This is a genomic window from Citrobacter sp. LST-B2 (assembly GCF_057983045.1).
The window spans coordinates 4,692,676-4,710,989 of record NZ_CP192598.1 but is presented as its reverse complement, the minus strand read 5'-3'; the positions used below and the strand labels follow the sequence as shown (position 1 = coordinate 4,710,989).

The 18,314-nt window shown below is 54.0% G+C and carries 18 protein-coding genes; 3 read left to right on the top strand and 15 right to left on the bottom strand.

Annotated elements, in window-relative coordinates; translation table 11 throughout:
* Positions 1-62: 62 nt before the first annotated feature.
* The 8 genes from ACQ0PY_RS22730 to ACQ0PY_RS22695 all read right to left on the bottom strand — a co-directional run bounded on the left by ACQ0PY_RS22730 (position 63) and on the right by ACQ0PY_RS22695 (position 6,782).
* Complete coding sequence (locus ACQ0PY_RS22730) at positions 63-875, bottom strand: shikimate 5-dehydrogenase (protein ID WP_109739588.1); 813 nt, start codon at positions 873-875, stop codon at positions 63-65.
* 1 nt (position 876) lies between these two features.
* Positions 877-2,097: an L-sorbose 1-phosphate reductase gene (gene sorE / locus ACQ0PY_RS22725; protein ID WP_109739587.1), complete on the bottom strand. Its 1,221-nt coding sequence runs from the start codon at positions 2,095-2,097 to the stop codon at positions 877-879.
* Between the two features lie 53 nt (positions 2,098-2,150).
* Positions 2,151-2,975 carry a PTS system mannose/fructose/sorbose family transporter subunit IID gene (locus tag ACQ0PY_RS22720; RefSeq protein ID WP_042999002.1) on the bottom strand — a complete coding sequence of 275 codons (825 nt, stop codon included), beginning with the start codon at positions 2,973-2,975 and terminating at the stop codon, positions 2,151-2,153.
* A gap of 11 nt (positions 2,976-2,986) precedes the next feature.
* Positions 2,987-3,784, bottom strand: a complete 798-nt coding sequence (locus ACQ0PY_RS22715) for a PTS mannose/fructose/sorbose transporter subunit IIC (RefSeq protein WP_042999003.1) — start codon at positions 3,782-3,784, stop codon at positions 2,987-2,989.
* Positions 3,785-4,046: 262 nt separating this feature from the next.
* Positions 4,047-4,541, bottom strand: coding sequence for a PTS sugar transporter subunit IIB (locus ACQ0PY_RS22710; RefSeq protein ID WP_042999004.1), 495 nt, complete (start codon positions 4,539-4,541; stop codon positions 4,047-4,049).
* Positions 4,541-4,948: a mannose/fructose/sorbose PTS transporter subunit IIA gene (locus ACQ0PY_RS22705; protein WP_054176735.1), complete on the bottom strand. Its 408-nt coding sequence runs from the start codon at positions 4,946-4,948 to the stop codon at positions 4,541-4,543. The genes ACQ0PY_RS22710 and ACQ0PY_RS22705 overlap by 1 nt, the downstream gene beginning before the upstream one ends.
* A gap of 9 nt (positions 4,949-4,957) precedes the next feature.
* Complete coding sequence (locus ACQ0PY_RS22700) at positions 4,958-5,764, bottom strand: SDR family oxidoreductase (protein WP_044268567.1); 807 nt, start codon at positions 5,762-5,764, stop codon at positions 4,958-4,960.
* Positions 5,765-5,834: 70 nt separating this feature from the next.
* Positions 5,835-6,782, bottom strand: coding sequence for a sugar-binding transcriptional regulator (locus ACQ0PY_RS22695; RefSeq protein ID WP_044268586.1), 948 nt, complete (start codon positions 6,780-6,782; stop codon positions 5,835-5,837).
* A gap of 552 nt (positions 6,783-7,334) precedes the next feature.
* Here ACQ0PY_RS22695 and rluF point away from each other — a divergent pair.
* Positions 7,335-8,210, top strand: a complete 876-nt coding sequence (gene rluF / locus ACQ0PY_RS22690) for a 23S rRNA pseudouridine(2604) synthase RluF (protein ID WP_054176733.1) — start codon at positions 7,335-7,337, stop codon at positions 8,208-8,210.
* On the opposite strand, the gene ACQ0PY_RS22685 is transcribed toward rluF, so the two are convergent.
* From ACQ0PY_RS22685 to rtcR, 7 genes are all read right to left on the bottom strand, one after another.
* Positions 8,207-8,479: a YjbD family protein gene (locus tag ACQ0PY_RS22685; protein WP_042321003.1), complete on the bottom strand. Its 273-nt coding sequence runs from the start codon at positions 8,477-8,479 to the stop codon at positions 8,207-8,209. The two genes, rluF and ACQ0PY_RS22685, sit on opposite strands and share 4 nt — an antisense overlap.
* 63 nt (positions 8,480-8,542) lie before the next feature.
* Positions 8,543-9,301: a DeoR/GlpR family DNA-binding transcription regulator gene (locus ACQ0PY_RS22680; RefSeq protein ID WP_044253400.1), complete on the bottom strand. Its 759-nt coding sequence runs from the start codon at positions 9,299-9,301 to the stop codon at positions 8,543-8,545.
* Complete coding sequence (locus ACQ0PY_RS22675; protein ID WP_109739586.1) at positions 9,288-10,151, bottom strand: Cof-type HAD-IIB family hydrolase; 864 nt, start codon at positions 10,149-10,151, stop codon at positions 9,288-9,290. Before ACQ0PY_RS22675 ends, ACQ0PY_RS22680 begins: the two co-directional genes overlap by 14 nt.
* Before the next feature lie 15 nt (positions 10,152-10,166).
* Positions 10,167-11,009 carry a beta/alpha barrel domain-containing protein gene (locus ACQ0PY_RS22670; RefSeq protein WP_044253395.1) on the bottom strand — a complete coding sequence of 281 codons (843 nt, stop codon included), beginning with the start codon at positions 11,007-11,009 and terminating at the stop codon, positions 10,167-10,169.
* A gap of 27 nt (positions 11,010-11,036) precedes the next feature.
* A complete protein-coding gene (locus ACQ0PY_RS22665) occupies positions 11,037-12,623 on the bottom strand; it encodes a PTS sugar transporter (RefSeq protein ID WP_109739585.1) in 1,587 nt (528 codons plus the stop codon).
* 247 nt (positions 12,624-12,870) lie between these two features.
* Complete coding sequence (gene panS / locus ACQ0PY_RS22660; RefSeq protein WP_042999013.1) at positions 12,871-13,809, bottom strand: ketopantoate/pantoate/pantothenate transporter PanS; 939 nt, start codon at positions 13,807-13,809, stop codon at positions 12,871-12,873.
* Between the two features lie 111 nt (positions 13,810-13,920).
* Positions 13,921-15,501, bottom strand: a complete 1,581-nt coding sequence (gene rtcR / locus ACQ0PY_RS22655; protein ID WP_042999014.1) for an RNA repair transcriptional activator RtcR — start codon at positions 15,499-15,501, stop codon at positions 13,921-13,923.
* A gap of 451 nt (positions 15,502-15,952) precedes the next feature.
* Between rtcR and ACQ0PY_RS22650 the strand changes: the two genes are divergently transcribed.
* Together ACQ0PY_RS22650 and ACQ0PY_RS22645 are read left to right on the top strand one after the other, a co-directional pair.
* Entirely contained in the window at positions 15,953-17,080 is a 1,128-nt protein-coding gene (locus ACQ0PY_RS22650) for a slipin family protein (protein WP_044326844.1), read from the top strand.
* Between the two features lie 5 nt (positions 17,081-17,085).
* Positions 17,086-18,312, top strand: a complete 1,227-nt coding sequence (locus ACQ0PY_RS22645; protein ID WP_109739584.1) for an RtcB family protein — start codon at positions 17,086-17,088, stop codon at positions 18,310-18,312.
* The last annotated feature ends 2 nt before the right edge of the window (positions 18,313-18,314 follow it).

The following is an 18,314-nucleotide window of genomic DNA, read 5'->3' as shown; positions in this document are numbered from 1 at the left end:
CGTTGTGATTACGCGTTTAATAACCCTCCTCAGCGTCATCAGAGGAGGGTTATTTGCACATGTTACCCCGCCCGGGCAAATTCAGCGGCTTCACTAATCAGCGCGTCATCCGGGCGTACGCCGGTGTACATTGCGAACTGCTCAACGGCCTGCAACGCAATTACTTCTGCGCCGCTGATGGTCTTTTTACCCAGCTTCTGCGCCAGTTTGATCACCGGGGTATCCGGCGGCAGGGCAACGACATCGAACACCACGCTGGCGTTGGCGACCATGGCTTCGCTGTACGCCAGCTCATCGCTCTCTTTACCTCCGGCCATGCCGACGGGCGTGACATTGACCAGAATGTCGCAGGCAATGCCTTCCGGCAGCGGCTGCCACTGAAAGCCATACTGTTTCGCCAACGCCGGACCGCTGTCCCGGTTACGAGCGGCGACGATCACATCGCGAAAACCGGCGTCGCGAAAGGCGGCAATCACCGCTTTGCCCATCCCGCCGCTGCCGCGAATCATCACCCGCGCAGTGGTGTCGAGCTGGTGGCTGGCAATCAGGCTTTTTACCGCCATATAATCGGTGTTGTAGCCCGTCAGTCTGCCGCCGTCATTGACGATGGTATTGACGGAATCAATGACTTTTGCCGATGGATCGACCGCGTCAAGAAACGGCATACAACTCTCTTTAAACGGCATCGATACCGCGCAGCCACGAATGCCTAACGCGCGAACCCCTTTCACCGCCGCTTCAATATCCTGGGTGGTAAACGCCTTGTAGATGAAATTTAAACCCAGCTTTTCATACAGATAGTTGTGAAAGCGGGTACCAAAGTTGCCGGGCCGACCGGCAAGCGACATGCACAACTGGGTGTCGCGGTTAATCATGTTAAATCTCCTCGGCGTGCGACAGTAAATACTGTTCGGCTTCCTTAGACCAAATCCCGTGATGGCGTTCCAGAATAGAGCACAGCGCGGGATCGTCAATCTGGCTGAGAGCGGTTAGCGGTAACGCTTTCCCGGTATAGACCAGTTTTTTACCGCCGCCCACTTTCGGCAGCTCCAGCGTGGTTTCTCCTGCGGTATTCAGCCCAAGAATGTGCGTGACCACTTTGGCGGCCTGCACTTTCTTCTCTTCAATCAGTTTAACCGCTGCGCGCATATCGTCAGTGTTCCCACCCGAGGTGCCCACGTAGTGAGTGAAGGCGTAATGCACATCGTAGAAGTTGATTGGGGCGCTGAACTGCTTGTCCTGCGGGCCGGCAAAGAAGTTCATGCAACCGTCGGGGGCGAGCAGGGAAGAGGCCAGGGTGACCAGTTGTTCGTTCGGCACGAAGACAAAAATATCATCAAAACCGTGGCCGCCGGTCAGCGCCATCAGCGTGTCGTAAGCGGCATCCTGTGCGTGCAGGTAGTGGATCAACGTTTGTGGTTCAGAAGGATAGTGTTTACGGGCATAGCTCAGCTTGTCGTGGTTAGTATCGGTCACCACCAGTAACGCCGGGTTGATCGGGCCATGCAGCGCGTAGTCGATCGCCAGCAGCCCCATTGGCCCCGTCCCGCCGAGGATCAGCGTGCGACCCTGCGGACGAATTCCCATGTTGTGGTTATAGGTGCCTTCCTGCAGGTGATAGTTGGCGTTGAACGCGCCGATCACGCAGGAGAGCGGCTCGACCAGCGATCCTTCAAAGTACGTTTCGCCTTCGTAAGCCAGCAGGCAGTCCTGTTCCATCACCACATTGGGGATCACGACGTGTGTGGCTTCGCCGCCTACCCACGGGAAGGAGTAACCGGGGCAATACGGGCGATCCGCCAGTTGCAGGTTCGCCTGAATCACATAGCGCTGGCCGGGCTGGAACTTGTGCTGCCACTTTTTCCCCACGGCGATAATATCGCCGCAGAACTCGTGGCCGATGATGATTGGGTGGGTCGCTACATCGTCCGGCACCTTTTTATGATCCTCACCCTGATTAGCCTCTTTCCAGGAAGAGAGGCACAGGCTGTCGGTGACCACGGTAGCCAGAATTTCATCGTCCTGCATCTCTGGAAGTTCGAACGTTTCCAGGCGCAGGTCGCGTTTGCCATAAAGGCGCAGAGCTGTTGTTAACATATATTCCACCTCATGTTGAGCGATAGCCCCGGCTGACCACCGGGGCGAAAAAATCAGGACAGGAAGCCCAGTGCGTTACCCATAATCCCCAGACCAAACAGGGCGAAGATCAGCCATACCGGGTTAATTTTCTTGTTGAGCAAACGAACCATCAGCATCGTCAGGCCCAGCGCCAGCAGGCCGGGGCAGAGCTGATCGAGGATGTTCTGCACGGTCATCGTGACGGTGCCGCCGTCCGCGCCGGGGGTTTGCGATACCACCAGTGGCACGTTGATGCTGGTCCACTTGGTGACCAGCACCCCCATCACAAACAGGCCGAGAATCGATGCGCCTTCGGTCAGTTTTTGCAGCAGGTTGCCGCCCATGTCACTGACGATGTTGACCCCTTTGTTGAAGCCAATTTGCAGGCCGTACCATTTCATCGCCAGACGGACTGCGTTGAAAATAAAGAAGAACAGCAGCGGGCCGAGCACGTTGCCGGACAACGCCAGCGACGCGCCGAGCGCGGCGGTGATCGGTCGCAACGTGCCCCAGACTAACGGGTCGCCAACGCCCGCCAACGGCCCCATCAAACCGACTTTGATGCCGTTGATCGCGCCATCATCGATTTCCGCCCCGTTCGCTCGCGCCTCTTCCATCGCGGCGGTCACGCCAATCACCGGGCCGCACACCGCGGGCGTGGTGTTGAAGAACACCAGATGACGCTTGAGTGCCGCCACCTGATCTTCTTTCAGCGGGTACAGGCGCTTGATGGCGGGGATCATGTCGTAGCAAAAACCCAGCCCATGAATACGTTCAAAGTTGAAAGACGCCTGCTGCAGGTTGGAGCGAACAAACATGCTAAACAGGTCAGATTTGGTCAGTTTTTTCTGTTCCATGATGGGCTCCGTTAGTCATCAAGCTGGTCAAGAGCGGTGGAGGAGGAGGTCTGCGTCTGCGGTTCGGCCTTACGCCACTGTGGGTTCAACTGGATATAGACCAGCGCAATAATCGCGCCGACGCCGCCAAAGGCCAGCAGACTCAGGTCGAGGTAACCACCGGCGATAAAACCGAGGAAGAAGAAGGGCATCAGGTACTTCACGCCCATCATGCGCAGCACCATGGCGTAACCGACCACCACGATAAAGCCACCGGCAATCTGCAGGCCGCGAGTGACGAATTCCGGGATGGCGTTGAGCATATTGCTGACCATATCTGCACTGACAAACAACGAGACAATTAACGCCGGGATGGCGACGCGTAACGCCTGGACGCCCAGCGCAGAGACATGGAGGATGTCGATGGTGCGAAAACGTGCGTCTTCTGCGGCCTTATCCGCCGCATGCTGGAACACCACGGTGATAGTCCGGGCGAAGACGGTCAGGACCTGGCCTGCCGCCGCGACCGGCAGTGCGATGGCGATACCGGTCGCGATGCTCTGTTGGCCGACGATAACCAGAATGGCGGAGATAATACTGGCGAGCGCGGAGTCCGGAGATTGCGCGGCACCAACGTTCATCCAGCCAAGCGCGATCAGCTCCAGCGTTCCGCCGAGCATCACCCCGGTTTTTAAATCACCGAGGATCAGGCCGATAACCGTACAGGCAATGAGCGGGCGGTGGGTCTGAAATTCATCCAGCACGCTGCCCATTCCGGCAATACAGGAAAATATAAATATGGCGATAATTTGTAGGGTACTGATTTCCATAATGGGTCACCTTAAAATGTGAACATCCCTGCCTGTTAAAGCATTTACACGTCGTCCTTCAGGCTGCCTCTTTGTTGGCTGAATTACTCGTCTCATCCATGAGACTCGCCCTGACGGGCCGTCGCTTCGCAACGTTCAAATCTGTTCCCGACAGATTTGTGACTCACCCCCAGTCACATCGTTATTTATGTTCCTGTGGATTCACTCATTTGCCGCCGTGATGCTTCCAGAATGACTGTGTAATAAATACAGGCGCTTTTATTTATTCCGCGAACGACTGTTCTTTTATTTTTTCGAGAATATTAATGGAGGGATCGGAGGCGACCACACGTAAATCCAGGGTGACGCCAAATTTATCCAGTTCGCGAAACGCATTAATATCATCGTCATCTAAGGATACGGCTTTGGTTAATTGTTTTTTACCCGGTCGCCAGGCCATGCCGCCAATATTTAAGGTGGCAATTTTTACGCCCTGTTTGACCATCGCCAGCGCATCCTGGGGGCGGGTAAATAAATAAAATACAGTCTCGTCCTGATACTGTGGATTATGATAAACCGCGACGGCTTTTTCGATATTCACCACGTTGACCTTCATTCCCGGTGGGGCGGCCTGGCGTAATAATGTCCGGCGCACTTCATCATTATAAACGTCGTCATTACAGATAATAATCCGCTGGGCATTCGCCACCTTCGACCAGACGGTGGTGACCTGACCGTGGATCAAGCGGTCATCAATACGGGCAAGGGTAATATTCATCAGAAATCCTCTTCGGTCGTTTCCAGATGCTGCCAGACCACGCAGGTTTGTTGTGCAATGGTCGTCAGGTGTTCGCACAATTCATCCACATTCATACTGCTCTGGTTATCTACCAGCTCCAGCGCCAGCGGCAGAGAAAGGCCGCTGATCACCCGGATGGCCGGATTGCGCATCGCCAGCGTTGCTGCGGCGTTCCACGGACTGCCGCACTGCAGGTCTACGGCAATCAGCCATTCGCTATCGGTGTGAGCGCTCACTAACTTTTCCAGCTTTGTGACGATGTCGCTGGCGTTCTCGCCGGGGACAAAGGCGACCGCCTCAACGTTGGCGTCACCGTAGACCATGTGCACCGATTCCAGCATGGCGCAGGCCAGTTTGCCGTGAGCACAGAAGATTGCATGGACCATAACGCCTCCTTAGCCGCGCGTTTTTCCGCCCGCAATGTTAGTGGTTACTCCGGTAATGTAGCTGGCACGTTCAGACAGAAGATAACAAACGAAATCAGCAACTTCGCTCAGGCGTCCCGAACGGCCAATCGGAATCGCGTTCTTGCTATAGCCTTCACGCAACTGATCAACGGTGATATTGCGGGTCCAGGCCAGCGCTTCTTCATATTCCGGCGTGCGCAGTCCCGTTTTTTCCAGAATCCCGGGTGCAATGCCGACCACGCGAATGCCGTGTTTACCCAGCTCTTTTGACCAGGAACGGGTGAAGCTATTCAGCGCCGCCTTCGTTGCGGCATAGCAGCTCTGGCCTTCTGACCCTTCCAGCCCGCTTTCCGAAGAGACATTGACGATAACGCCGTTACGCTGTTTCACCATTTGGCGCGCCACTGCCTGTGACATTAAAAACACGCCTTTCTGGTTGATATTGACCATTTTTTCAAACGCGGCTTCGTTTAATTCATACTTTCCTGCAGGCGCTTTTTCATCGACCAACAGGCGAGGAAAGTTAACGCCAGCGTTATTGACCAGACCGTCAATACGACCAAAGCGCTGGATGATTTCATCCACGGTGTGATTAACCTCTTTGGCGCTGGAAATATCTGTCGGCCAGAAGTGATAGTCGTTATTACCTTCATGCTTTGCTTCGCCGCCATGAATATCCGCCATCTGGACATTCGCGCCTTGTGATAATAATTCTTCGACAATGGCTAAGCCAATTCCGGATGCGCCGCCGGTTACAATAATGACTTTATCCTGTAGATTTAACCACGTTTGCATAATTAACTCCCAAATTCAGAGAAGGGGATCCTGCATAAAATAAATTACGTCAGGATCAAGATGTTTATATTTACTTCAACAATAATTCAGCGGTATGGCTATTAGTGACCAGCGCATTAATATAGTTTCCACGTAATGCGCCGAGAATGCCGCTAAGCTTTTCTTCACCCATTGCGATGCCGATGGAATAACGCGCTTGCTTTAATTTGTTGGTTTCGATGGAGAGCGTTTTTTCGCTCATCGTGGTCTCCACCGTCACGCCGTTAATATCGTAAAAGCGCGAGCAAATGTCTCCGGCAACCTGCCGGGCATGCAGGTCGTCACTCTCTTCGCTGCCGTAAAAGGCATGCCAGTTTGCACCGTCGCGAATTGCCGGAGAACCGATCCCTACCAGCGCAACATCCAGATTGTCCCAGTAGGCAGAAATCGAATTAAAGTGCTGGGACTGCATAATACCGTTGCGAATCAATGGATTTTCCAGCAGTGCCGGAAAATCAGCCAGATGTGATTCGCCTTTCAGCTTTGCCGCCGCGCCGTAGGTCAGCGTATTGACGTGATAGCGGCTCTCGAGCTTCCCGGATGGCCCGCCGATAATCGGCACGCAGATCAGCTGGCGTGACTGGCTGGCTGGCGACAACCCTTCGACCAGTGCGCGTACTGCGCGTCCCCAGGAAAAACCAATGATGTCGCCGGGTTCCAGTAAACGTTCCAGCAACTGCGCGCCGTGCACGCCCATCATGGCAAGTTGTTCCTCTTCCTGCTCGTTGTCGCAGGTGATCACCACCGCTTCTTTGAGGCCGAATCGTTGTTTAAGCTGCTGTTCCAGCCACAGGTTTTCGTTGTAATCGTAGTTGATGGCGATAGTGACGATGCCTTGTTCACGACCGCGTTTCAGCAGGCGGCTAATGGTGGTGCGATAAATCCCCAGTTCACGGGCGATCTGCGCTTGTGTCATATCCTGTTCGTAATAGAGCTGCGCTATTTTTACGATCAGGCGGATATCATCACTGTTTTCCATCGCCATTTGTAGACTCCTGCACATTTGTGCAAATCACCAATCTGCCCTCTTGATCTGATATAACCTCATAAAAGGGGGAGTTCAAAGCGATTTTCTCTTCTTTGTGCGTCATGGGCTGGCGATTAATGTTGCACATATGATGTGCGGAGCGCTCGTTGTTGGCACAGATGTGCACATAATCCTAATGTCTTGATTCTGTTAATTTTCATTCAACAAAATTGCACGTAAAGATCGGAGACACTTTTGTGTCGAAAGGTGTGGCGGATCACAAATAGCGCTGAGGCCATTTTGCACGATTATTTTTTATCGCCAGCAAGGTAAGGTATATTCCGCATTTATTACGCAAAGCATTCAGGATGTATCAAGGCGGCAAGGGAGCGAATCCTCAGGAGCATAGATAACGATGTGACTGGGGTGAGTGACAAATCTGTCAGGAACAGATTTGAACGTTGCGAAGCGACGGCCCGTCAGGGCGAGTCTCATGGATGAGACGAGTAATCTGGCAGCCAACGCAGAGACAGCCTGAAGGATGAAGTGTACAACGGAGAAATTATGCTGCCCGACTCATCAACACGACTCAACAAATACATTAGTGAAAGCGGAATCTGCTCGCGCCGCGAAGCGGATCGCTTCATTGAGCAAGGGAATGTCTTCATTAATGGCAAACGCGCCACCATTGGCGACCAGGTGATGCCTGGCGACGTCGTGAAGGTGAATGGTCGGTTGATTGAGCCGCGTGAAGCGGAAGATCTGGTCTTTATCGCGCTGAACAAGCCGGTGGGGATCGTGAGCACCACCGAAGACAGCGAGCGCGACAATATTGTTGATTTCGTTAACCACAGCAAGCGCGTATTCCCGATTGGCCGTCTGGATAAAGATTCCCAGGGACTGATCTTCCTGACCAACCACGGCGATCTGGTGAATAAGATCCTGCGTGCCGGTAACGATCATGAAAAAGAGTATCTGGTCACGGTCGACAAACCGGTTACGGATGAGTTTATTCGTGGGATGAGTGCCGGCGTGCCGATTCTGGGTACTGTCACAAAAAAATGTAAGGTGAAGAAAGAGGCGCCGTTTGTATTCCGGATTACCCTGATTCAGGGGCTGAACCGTCAGATCCGCCGCATGTGCGAACATTTCGGTTATGAAGTGGTGAAGCTTGAACGCACGCGCATCATGAACGTTGGCCTGTCCGGTCTGCCACTGGGAGAATGGCGTGACCTGACGGATGATGAGCTAATTACGCTGTTTAAGCTTATCGAAAACTCTTCTTCAGAAGCGAAACCGAAGGCGAAAGCGAAGCCGAAAACCGCGGGAATCAAGCGTCCGGTGGTGAAAATCGAAAAGACGGCGAACAAAGAGAAAGCGCGCCCGGCGGCAAACGGCAAACGCTTTACCTCGCCGGGGCGTAAGAAGAAAGGACGTTAACGTCTGCCGCGCGTTGGCGTATTCGCAGACCAGGAAAAAGAGGCTTCAGCATCCGGTTTATAAGCCTGCTTTTTCTTCAACTGGCGGGCTTTTTTTGCCTCGGCTTCGCGCAAGACCATCAGCTTATCAATGTACTCTTTCTTCACGCTGTTAGTCTCTGCGTTGGTCAATTGACGACCATGCGCGATACGGGCGCGATCCAGCAACGTTTTCAGTTCGCGCTGTTCGCGCTCGGTCATCTCTTTTTGGGTAATGCGGGGGAGTGCCATACGGGTGCCCTCTGTCTGCCTGGTGATTTCAGTGTACGGCAATACGCCTCGGGCGGATAGCGCTCAGTCAGCAATACGCAGTTTTCCTGCGAAATCCTGTTGTGTATAACCCGTTGTTTTAAATCCCTTATCCGTAATGATGTAATCGATCTCTTTGAGAGTCGCGATACACATCACGCCGTCCTGACCAAATTTAGTATGGTCAGCGAGAATCACGGATTTTTTACTCATCGCAATCATCGCTTTGGCAACGTATGCCTCGTCAAAGCTCTTCACGAGTACACCATGCTGCGGCGAAATGCCACCCGCACCGATAAAGCAAATATCAGCGTGAATCGCATTAATCTGCTGGCACACAGAGACGCCCAGATTGGCGCGGAAATGGTAATCGTATTCACCGCCTAAGACATAGACTCGCGCCTGGAGATTATGCTCTTTTATTTTATCGGCAATTAAGGCGGAATTGGTAATAACGGAAAACGCGAGAGGGGGTAAGTGTTCGGCAAGAATAAGATTCGTGGTACAGGAATCAATAAATAGCGTATCGCGCTCGCTGACCATTCCCGCCGCCACTTTGCCAATCGCCATTTTTTCTTCGCGATGGGCATCAATTCTCGCGCCAAATGCATCTTCCTGAACAACCTGTTTTTTGACCGCGCCACCGTGAATTTTGGTGATTTGACCTTCAGACTCCAGCAAAGAGAGATCGCGGCGAATGGTTTCCGAGGTCACGTTCAGCGTTTCTGATAATTTAATAACGGTCACTTCACCGAACTTGTTTAATTCATCAAGAATATGCTTTCTTCTTTTAATCGGGTTCATTATTTTCCGCCAGGGTCGAACTTTGCCGCATGGTAACTGGATGCGCAGAGCAACGCAACCACTCCAGCGCGCAGACGATACCCTCATCATCATTGGTGGTGGTTACATACCGCGCCTGATGTTTCACGCTATCTGGCGCGTTGCCCATTGCGATGCCGAACCCGGCAACGGCGAACATGCTGATGTCATTCTGTTGATCGCCAATGGCGGCAATCCCGGTGGGTGACAGGTTTAATTGTCGGGCGATTTCATTTAGCGCATAGCCTTTATTTATTTCGCTACGTTGAATATCAATATAATTCCCACCGGTGATTGTCGCCTTATAGTCATTGGGTAACTGACGACTTATTTCCCGACAGAGATCGTCGATCCTGGCGTGTTCTGCGACCAGCGTAATTTTAAATATATCGCGACGATTAAAGATATTCCCTGGCGCGGCGCTAATAAGCGGTAACGCAAATAAACTGGCCTCATAGGATGTCCACGGGGCGATAAGGCGATCGTCGCGGTGATAAATCGCCTGGGCAGTAAAAAAATGGTGAGGATAACGGGACAGCGAAATATGGCGGTCAATCTCTCTGAGATCCATCCGGGTAAGGGCCGCAGAATGCAGAATGCGTTGTGACGCCAGCTCAAGGATCTGTCCGCCGTTGAAGCCTGCGCACCAGTCAAACAGTGTCTCAACCTGCTGCTGTTGTAACAGGCGCGCCATTGAGGAGACCGGTCTGGCGGAACAGGCGGCCAGCAGACCGCCGCGCTGACGAAAGTCAACCAGCGCCTGAAGTGTGCGTGGCGTGATAGTCTTCTGCGACGTCAGCAATGTTCCATCCAGATCGGTAACCAGTAGCATTATTGTTCTCTGTCGTTAGGCATGAGCGATAAACGGGGTCACGGCCTCTTTGGCGGCATTGCAGACCATATTGTCGATTGCCGTACCGACGACCAGGATATTAACCCCGGTGTCCTTAAATGCTTTGGCATTGGCGAGGTTAATGCCTCCTTCCGCCAGCGTCGGGACGTCCACCGCGCCAACCAGCGCCCGAAGACGGTCTTTAATCATCTGCGGGATATCGCCTGCCGCCACGCCTTCATAGCTCATGCCGGTCATCAGGCCGATCATATCGACGCCAATCTCCTGCATACGTTTCGCTACGCTGGCGACCTCTTCCGGGGTGCGTGCCGGAATACCGAAGGTATGCAAATCATCCGGATGACCAATGTAGGCATCCACGGTCAGGCCATACTGATGGGCGAGGTTGACGATGTCCTGCAGGTCGTCCCAGTCTGATTTATGGGTATGTAAACCGTCAGCTCCGGCGCGGGCAATCTCCAGAATCTCTGTTTCGCTGAGCGGGACGGGCAGCGTTTCGGTAAACCCGCCCGCAATGCCCACGGTGATGAAGATGTCGTCCGGGACCACATTACGCACGCCGTGCACGGCTTCTGCCATCTGACCGTTGGTGATTTCGTGGCGGATTTGCTCCGCCGCGTGCATGTTACTCACCCCTTTGTGTCCGCGCGCCAGCGCCAGCGCAGGATGGTTCGGTTCGAGCAGTTTCACGCCTGCCTCACAGACCGCTTTTGCCAGGCGCGCATCGTCGCCGGTGATCCCCGTGCTGAGGATGGTTTGCCCGCCGTGCAGCGCGATGGCATCTTTCACTTTCTGTAACGCTTTGGCGCGTTTTTTATTCATATCGCCTTTAAACATGGTGTACCTCTGGTGTTGGTGCATTTATTAACGGGCAGACGCCACAGATTCACTCTGTACGACAGCCTTAAAACGGTTCGCAATGATGGTGGTGATACAGGTCATTGCCATGACAGTGAACATCACAATCGCCATCTGTAATGCGTTGCTGGATAAGAACGGTGAGGCGAACGCCGGGACGTAGGCCACCCCTTTGACGTTAAAGAAGCCGAGCATCATGCCGCCCATTCCGGCCCAGAAGATGGCGGAACCAAAGACGATTTTGTTAGCGAACATGAAAGGGTAGGCGGATTCCACAAATGTTCCGAAGCCCAGGTTGATAAGCAGGCCCGGTGTGGCGACGGCCGCTTCGCTTTTTTCGCGTGGTGCGATGACGTTAGCCAGGTTGATGCCGGCAGCAACCATCACCAGACCCACCATATCCACAGCGCCGAGGAAGCTGACGCCGGATTTCTCCATCTCCAGCAGCACCAGCGGTAGAATGACCGCGTGATAGACACCACCCAGAATGGCTGGCCAGATCACCAGACCGGCCAGCAGCCCGGCAAGAATCGGACTGAATGCCAGCGTGCTTTCGATAGCCAGCTTGATGTAGTTACCGGCGGAGAGCGCCAGGGGACTCAGCAGATAATGCATGATCAGGCCAGCAGCCAGACCCGAAATCCCGCCGGCAACGATGTTGACGGTGGTCATCGGGAAACGCCAGTTCAGGCACAGCTCAAACAACCAGCGCACAAAAATCCCGGCCATCAGACCGCCGATAATCCCCCCGATCAGGCCGCCTTCAACGGAAAGCACCCCGGCGACGACCCCGGCCACAATGGAGACTTCATCGAGTTCGGAGATCTGTTTTGCCGCCAGCACGGCAACCAGCACCGGCAGACCCTTCAGCAGGATTTCAAAGATATCGTTGAGTTTTTCCAGTCCGGGGATGTGGCTCAGGGCGAGTACGATCGCCATCGCGATAAAGCCTGGCAGCGCCGGGATCATGATGCTGCGGATGTTAAAGCGCTTAAGCAGACTCTTTCCGGAACCGCCTTGTGCAGGCGACGCGCTGCCCAACTGGGGTTTGTATTTGATACCCCAGTATTTACACAGCGAGGCGACGAAAGAGACCGCGCGAGTGCGGCTGGTGGTCCCCGTGGTGCCTGAGGTGGCGACCACATTGGCGCCCTTTGCGGCGACCAGCGCCATCGAGGTGCCGCCGGTGCCGACAATCGGGGTTTTCATTTCTACGGCGGCATCAAAAACGGCCTGGTTAGCTTTTACCGGATCGGCGCTCATCACTACGATACCGTCGATCTCACCGCTGCGGATCATCCCGGCTATCTGGCGATCGCTCTCAACGACGGAGGCATTCACCTCGGAGAGTTTGCCCTGGAAGATACGTTGTGGTTTTGTGTTGTTTTCTGTGGTTAAGGCATAGACGGCTGCTGGGGTGTCAGGTTTGGCGACATCCATCGACGCCTCTGCTCCAATGAACTGCACGGCAGCGACGGTGACACCCGCGGCTTCACACTGCTGATAAATCTCCTGGAGTAACTTCTCTGGCTCAGCGCCACCCAGGTTGTAGAGGTTGCCTCCACTGCTTCCAATAATCGCAATTTTTTTCATAGCGGCCTCAAAGAAAAGATAGGGTAGGGGGTTATCTGTGTTGTAGTGGAATCATATTCCCAAGCAAAACAAAATAAAGCAACATTAAAAGAACGAATCCAGCTCTCTATAAAATAATAAATTTATAATAATTAATTGAAAATAAAGGTATTAATTATATTTTTGTTTTGTGTTGATGTTTGTTGTTTTGTGATGAGGTTCAAACAAGGAAGGCAAGGAATGGGGGAAATCCCCCATTCGCAGGGGATCAATTTTCTTTGACAGCACTCTGCTGTTCATCAATCGGTTTACCGGACCAGTACCCCGCCAGCAGAGAGCCGGAAAGGTTGTGCCAGACCGAGAACAGTGCGCCGGGGAGGGCCGCGAGCGGGCCGAAGTAGATTTTACCCAGCGCGGCGGCGAGACCGGAGTTTTGCATTCCCACCTCGATCGCCAGCGTGCGGCAAGTTGACTCGTCAAAGCCAAACAAGCGCCCGCCCCAGTAACCGCCGAGCAGGCCGATGGTGTTGTGTAGGATCACCGCGATAATCACCACGAAGCCGACGGAGGCGATATGCGCGGCGGAACCGGCAACCACTGCGCTGATGATCGCCAGAATGCAGACCATCGAAAAGGCGGGCAGGTAAGGTTCAACTGCCTTCACGACGCGCGGGAACAGATGATGGATCACCAGGCCCAGCGCAATTGGGATCACCACAATTTGCAGGATGCTGAGCAGCATCCCCATCACATCCACCTGAATGTGCGCATCGACATACAGACGCGTCAGCAGTGGTGTGGCGACCACGCCCACCAGAGTGGAGACGGAAGAGATCGTTACCGAGAGTGCGACATCGCCTTTCGCCAGATAGATCATGACGTTAGATGCCGTGCCGCTGGCGACGCTTCCGACCAGCACCATCCCGGCGGAGAGTTCCGGCGGCATGTTAAATGCCATCGCCAGTACCCAGGCCGCCAGCGGCATCACCAGATAGTGCAGGAAAATTCCCGCCGCAACCGGTGCCGGGCGTGAGAGCACACGTTTAAAATCATCCACTTTCAGGTGGACGCCCATGCCGAACATAATCAGCATCAACAATGTGGCCACCCACGGACCGACAGGCGTAAAAGTGGATGGCGTGTAATACGCAATAGCAGAGAGCAGCAGCGCCCATAACGGGAACAGCCTGGTGAGAGTGGCGAGCATGTTGTTTTCCTTGCACGTATGTTGTGTTTGCTTGTTATTCACGGGTTGGGATCGAGCCCAACCATCATTATTGTGTATCGTGTGAAGAGGTATTATTCAAACAAATTATGCTTATGTTCTGACTTTGAGATTTTCCCAGCTCAGACCAAACCGAGCCAGGTACTTACGCAGACGGTCGGCATCGTTGGGATTGGCTTTCTTTTGTCGTGAGACGGCGAAGAGTTCACGTCCGGCTTCGGACAACGATGCGCTGCGGCGACAGACCTCAAGCACGGTTTCCAGTTGGCGGCGGTCAAAGAGGTCGAGTTCCATCTCCAGTTCCGGTTGCGACGGCGCCTCTCCCCAGCTCTCCTGCAAAAGCGCAATCTCTTCGTCGACAAGGGCCTGCGTGATACGTCCTTGCTCGGCCAGCGTCGCCATTCGCGCGACGGAGGAACTCAGTTCGCGGAAATTGCCACGCCACTGCGCCTGAGGTGAACAGGCAAACGCCAGATAGCGTTCACGTGCCTCCTTATCAAAACGAATCTGATTCTGTCGGCTGCGGGAGAAGCGTTGCAGCTCATACTCCACGTTAGGGGCGATGTCTTCACGCCGCTGTGCAAGGCCGGGCAGGGCAAAGCGCCACATGTTTATCCGTGCGTAGAGATCTTCGCGAAAACGCCCTTCGGCGACCCACTGCGGCATATCGCGATGGGTTCCGGCTATCAACTGGAAATCGCTGTACACCTCTTTATCTGAGCCAAACGGGAAGAAGGTTTTCTCCTCGATCGCTTTCAGTAGCATGGCCTGTTCATCCAACCCCAGTTCCGCGATCTCATCCAGAAACAACACCCCGCCGTCGGCTTCACGTAACAGTCCCGTTCGTGACGACAGTGCGCCCGTAAACGCGCCTTTCACATGACCGAACAGTGTCGACATGGCGTTATCGCCGCGCAACGTCGCGCAGTTCACTGCCACCAGTTTTCCACCCACCAGATGCCGTGACTGACGAAGCTGAAAAATCCGTTTTGCGAGGAAGGATTTCCCCGCACCGGTGGGGCCGGTGAGCAGGATAGGATCGCCAGAGCGCAAGGCGACGCGCTCAATACGGTCAATCAGTTTATTGAACGTGGCATTGCGCGTCTCGATACCGCCTTTGAGGAAGGAGATTGATTGCTGCTGCTCACGCTGAAAGCGACTGGTGAGTGTGGCATAGCGGCTTAAATCAAGATCGATCACCGAGCAGGTGCCAGCGGCAACATCCTCCTGCGGAGCGCCCTTCGGTGCGGGTCCGGTTTGCAGAAGGCTGGCGGGCAGATAGCGGGCTTCCGTCAGCAGGAACCAGCAAATTTGCGCCACATGAGTGCCGGTAGTGATGTGCACCAGATACTCTTCATTCTCGGTATCGAAAGTGTAATGAGTAGCAAAGTCGAGGAACGCGGCGTAGACCTCTTCGAAATCCCAGGGATCGGTAATGGGGATGGCATGTGGACGAACCTCAGTATGTGGAGAGAGCAGGCTAATATCTTCCGCTAACTGCTGACACATCCCGGCATCGCGTGGCTGGTGGATAAGCTCCAGCCGATCGACCGGGAAATCCGGCTGTTGGCACAGTCCGACCGTGGGCCGCCATTTCTTTAACCGGTTTGCCCGTTTGCCGCGTTTATCCAGCACCGTGCCCAGTACACCAATCACCACCCGTCGCTTTTTCATGTTTATCCAAAAAGATAAAGTTCGATAGGTAAGGATAAAAAACAGGCGAGACGTCTGCAATCATCATTTTTGGTGATGAAAATTAATTACTTATTAATCAATAAAGTAAAAAATAATTTCGTCTTTTTTTCGTTCTGGCACGCTTCTGGCAATAACTCTCTCGTCAACACGTTGAAAGCGCAGGGGGTTAAACCCCGCCGGCACGTCAGGAACGGCTGAGGCTGTATTCCGGAAGTGTTCCGTCAACCGATGACACCTGAACAATGGGTTCGATTCCCGATTCATTCTCCCAATGAAACTGGTTGTTAATCATAGAAATAAAAACGGGCACTGCGCAGTTAACAGGCCCCAAAACAGGTCGCCGGTCACGATGCCGCGCCGCAGGCAAAAGGGAATTCCCCTGTGGCCTCGCCTCCGCACCCGCACCTGACTTGATAAGGAAAAGAGAAAAATGACGAAGAAAATCACTATTCGTAAAGGACAATTAGGTCTGTTAGCCAAAAACGGCGACTACTATCAGGTTCTGGAGGCGGGTGAACACCGTCTGCCGTGGTTCAACACGCCAGAGGTGCTGGTGGTTAATCTGGACGGCAGCGAAGTGCCGGAAGCGCTGGCGAATTATTTACGCCGCTTTCAACCAGACTGGGTATCACGTTATGCCCTGGCCGTTGATCTTAACGACAGTGAAGCGGGCGCGTTATACATGAATGAGGTGTTGCAGGAGATCCTGCCTCCGTCAACGCGCCGTTTGTACTGGCGGGCCGACGAGGCGTTGAAACTGGTACGGATGGATACGCGTCAGGTTCAGGTGCCTGCTGAGGTCATGAATGCGGTTCTGCAACCGCGACGTAGCGGCGCGGTAAAAGGTCGTGAAGCGATGCTTACCGTACAGGTGCCTGCCTGGCACGCCGGAGTGTTGAAAATTGATGGCGAGACGCAGGCACTGCTGCCGCCGGGTCTGACGGCGTACTGGAAAGTGAATCATCTGGTTGACGCTGAAGTGGTGGATACCCGTTTGCAGGTGCTGGAAGTGGGCGGTCAGGAAATTTTGACCAAAGATAAGGTCAACCTGCGCTTGAATCTGGCAGCGAACTGGCGTTACCGCGATGTGTTGCTGGCGTTTGCACAGCTCACTAAACCGCTCGATCATCTGTACCGCGAACTGCAGTTTGCGCTGCGGGAGGCCGTCGGGACGCGCACGCTTGATGAGCTGCTGGAAGATAAACAGGTAATTGATGAGGTGGTCAGCGCACAGGTGAAAGACCGGATGGCGCCATATGGTATCGACGTGGCGTCGCTGGGTGTGAAGGACATTGTGTTGCCGGGGGATATGAAAACGATTCTGTCCCGTCTGGTTGAAGCGGAAAAATCGGCGCAGGCCAACGTGATCCGCCGTCGTGAAGAAACGGCAGCGACGCGTTCGTTGTTGAATACGGCGAAAGTGATGGAAAACAACCCGGTGGCTTTGCGTTTAAAAGAGCTGGAAACCCTCGAAAGAGTGGCAGAGCGTATCGATAAAATCTCGGTATTCGGTGGCCTGGACCAGGTTCTGCACGGCTTAGTGAATATTAAAGGATAAGAAACATGGCACATCACGACTATGCGCTGTTGACGTCGCAGAACGCGGCGCCGGTGAAAATGTGGACGCACGGCGTCCCGGTGGAACCCGAGGCACGCCAGCAACTGCTGAACACGGCGAAGATGCCATTTATTTTTAAACACCTGGCGGTCATGCCGGATGTGCATCTGGGGAAAGGGTCAACGATTGGCAGCGTGATCCCGACCAAAGGAGCGATTATTCCGGCAGCAGTGGGGGTGGACATCGGCTGTGGGATGATTGCGGTACGTACCTCGCTGCTGGCTGACGATCTGCCGGATAACCTCAGCGGGTTGCGGAGTGCGATTGAGCAGGCCGTTCCACATGGGCGGACCAATACACGTTCCCGTCGCGATAAAGGCGCGTGGGACACGCCGCCAGAGGAGGTGAGTACTCACTGGGGGACACTGGCACCGCGCTTTACGCGCCTGACTGACAAGTATCCCTCGCTGCTGAAAACCAATAACTATAAGCATCTCGGAACGTTGGGAACCGGTAATCACTTCATTGAAGTGTGTCTGGATGAGCAGCAGCGCGTCTGGGTGATGTTGCACAGTGGTTCGCGTGGTGTGGGGAATGCCATCGGCAACGTCTTTATCACGCTGGCGCAGCAGGATATGCAACAACATATCGCGAATTTGCCTGACCGAAACCTGGCGTATTTCCAGGAAGGGAGTCGGCACTACCACGACTACATTGAAGCGGTGGAATGGGCGCAGGATTTTGCCCGACAAAACCGGGAGGTCATGATGTCCCGCGTGCTGGCCGCGCTGTCGCGTAGCGTGAGTAAACCGTTTATCACGCAACAAGAAGCAGTGAATTGCCACCATAACTACGTGCAAAAAGAGCGTCATTTTGGTGAAGAGGTGCTGGTAACGCGTAAAGGTGCCGTTTCCGCACAAAAAGGCCAGATGGGGATCATCCCCGGATCGATGGGGGCGAAAAGTTTCATTGTGCGCGGGTTGGGAAATGAAGAGAGCTTTTGTTCATGCAGTCATGGTGCGGGAAGAACCATGAGCCGAACGGCGGCTAAAAAACGCTTTACCGTAGCGGATCAGATCCGCGCGACGGCCCACGTTGAATGCCGTAAAGACAGCGAGGTGATTGATGAAATTCCGCTGGCCTACAAAGACATTGATGCCGTGATGGCGGCGCAGTCTTCGCTGGTGGAGATCGTGCATACGTTGCGGCAGGTGGTATGTGTAAAAGGATAAAA

Bases quoted from the DNA above. Each gene is read 5' to 3' on its own strand.
- ACQ0PY_RS22645 (WP_109739584.1), top strand. From the start codon at position 17,086: ATGGCACATCACGACTATGCGCTGTTGACGTCGCAGAACGCGGCGCCG.
- ACQ0PY_RS22650 (WP_044326844.1), top strand. From the start codon at position 15,953: ATGACGAAGAAAATCACTATTCGTAAAGGACAATTAGGTCTGTTAGCC.
- ACQ0PY_RS22715 (WP_042999003.1), bottom strand. From the start codon at position 3,784: ATGGAAATCAGTACCCTACAAATTATCGCCATATTTATATTTTCCTGT.
- ACQ0PY_RS22700 (WP_044268567.1), bottom strand. From the start codon at position 5,764: ATGCAAACGTGGTTAAATCTACAGGATAAAGTCATTATTGTAACCGGC.
- rluF (WP_054176733.1), top strand. From the start codon at position 7,335: ATGCTGCCCGACTCATCAACACGACTCAACAAATACATTAGTGAAAGC.
- rtcR (WP_042999014.1), bottom strand. From the start codon at position 15,501: ATGAAAAAGCGACGGGTGGTGATTGGTGTACTGGGCACGGTGCTGGAT.
- ACQ0PY_RS22670 (WP_044253395.1), bottom strand. From the start codon at position 11,009: ATGTTTAAAGGCGATATGAATAAAAAACGCGCCAAAGCGTTACAGAAA.
- panS (WP_042999013.1), bottom strand. From the start codon at position 13,809: ATGCTCGCCACTCTCACCAGGCTGTTCCCGTTATGGGCGCTGCTGCTC.
- sorE (WP_109739587.1), bottom strand. From the start codon at position 2,097: ATGTTAACAACAGCTCTGCGCCTTTATGGCAAACGCGACCTGCGCCTG.
- ACQ0PY_RS22695 (WP_044268586.1), bottom strand. From the start codon at position 6,782: ATGGAAAACAGTGATGATATCCGCCTGATCGTAAAAATAGCGCAGCTC.
- ACQ0PY_RS22710 (WP_042999004.1), bottom strand. From the start codon at position 4,541: ATGAATATTACCCTTGCCCGTATTGATGACCGCTTGATCCACGGTCAG.
- ACQ0PY_RS22675 (WP_109739586.1), bottom strand. From the start codon at position 10,151: ATGCTACTGGTTACCGATCTGGATGGAACATTGCTGACGTCGCAGAAG.
- ACQ0PY_RS22680 (WP_044253400.1), bottom strand. From the start codon at position 9,301: ATGAACCCGATTAAAAGAAGAAAGCATATTCTTGATGAATTAAACAAG.
- ACQ0PY_RS22720 (WP_042999002.1), bottom strand. From the start codon at position 2,975: ATGGAACAGAAAAAACTGACCAAATCTGACCTGTTTAGCATGTTTGTT.
- ACQ0PY_RS22665 (WP_109739585.1), bottom strand. From the start codon at position 12,623: ATGAAAAAAATTGCGATTATTGGAAGCAGTGGAGGCAACCTCTACAAC.
- ACQ0PY_RS22685 (WP_042321003.1), bottom strand. From the start codon at position 8,479: ATGGCACTCCCCCGCATTACCCAAAAAGAGATGACCGAGCGCGAACAG.
- ACQ0PY_RS22730 (WP_109739588.1), bottom strand. From the start codon at position 875: ATGATTAACCGCGACACCCAGTTGTGCATGTCGCTTGCCGGTCGGCCC.
- ACQ0PY_RS22705 (WP_054176735.1), bottom strand. From the start codon at position 4,948: ATGGTCCATGCAATCTTCTGTGCTCACGGCAAACTGGCCTGCGCCATG.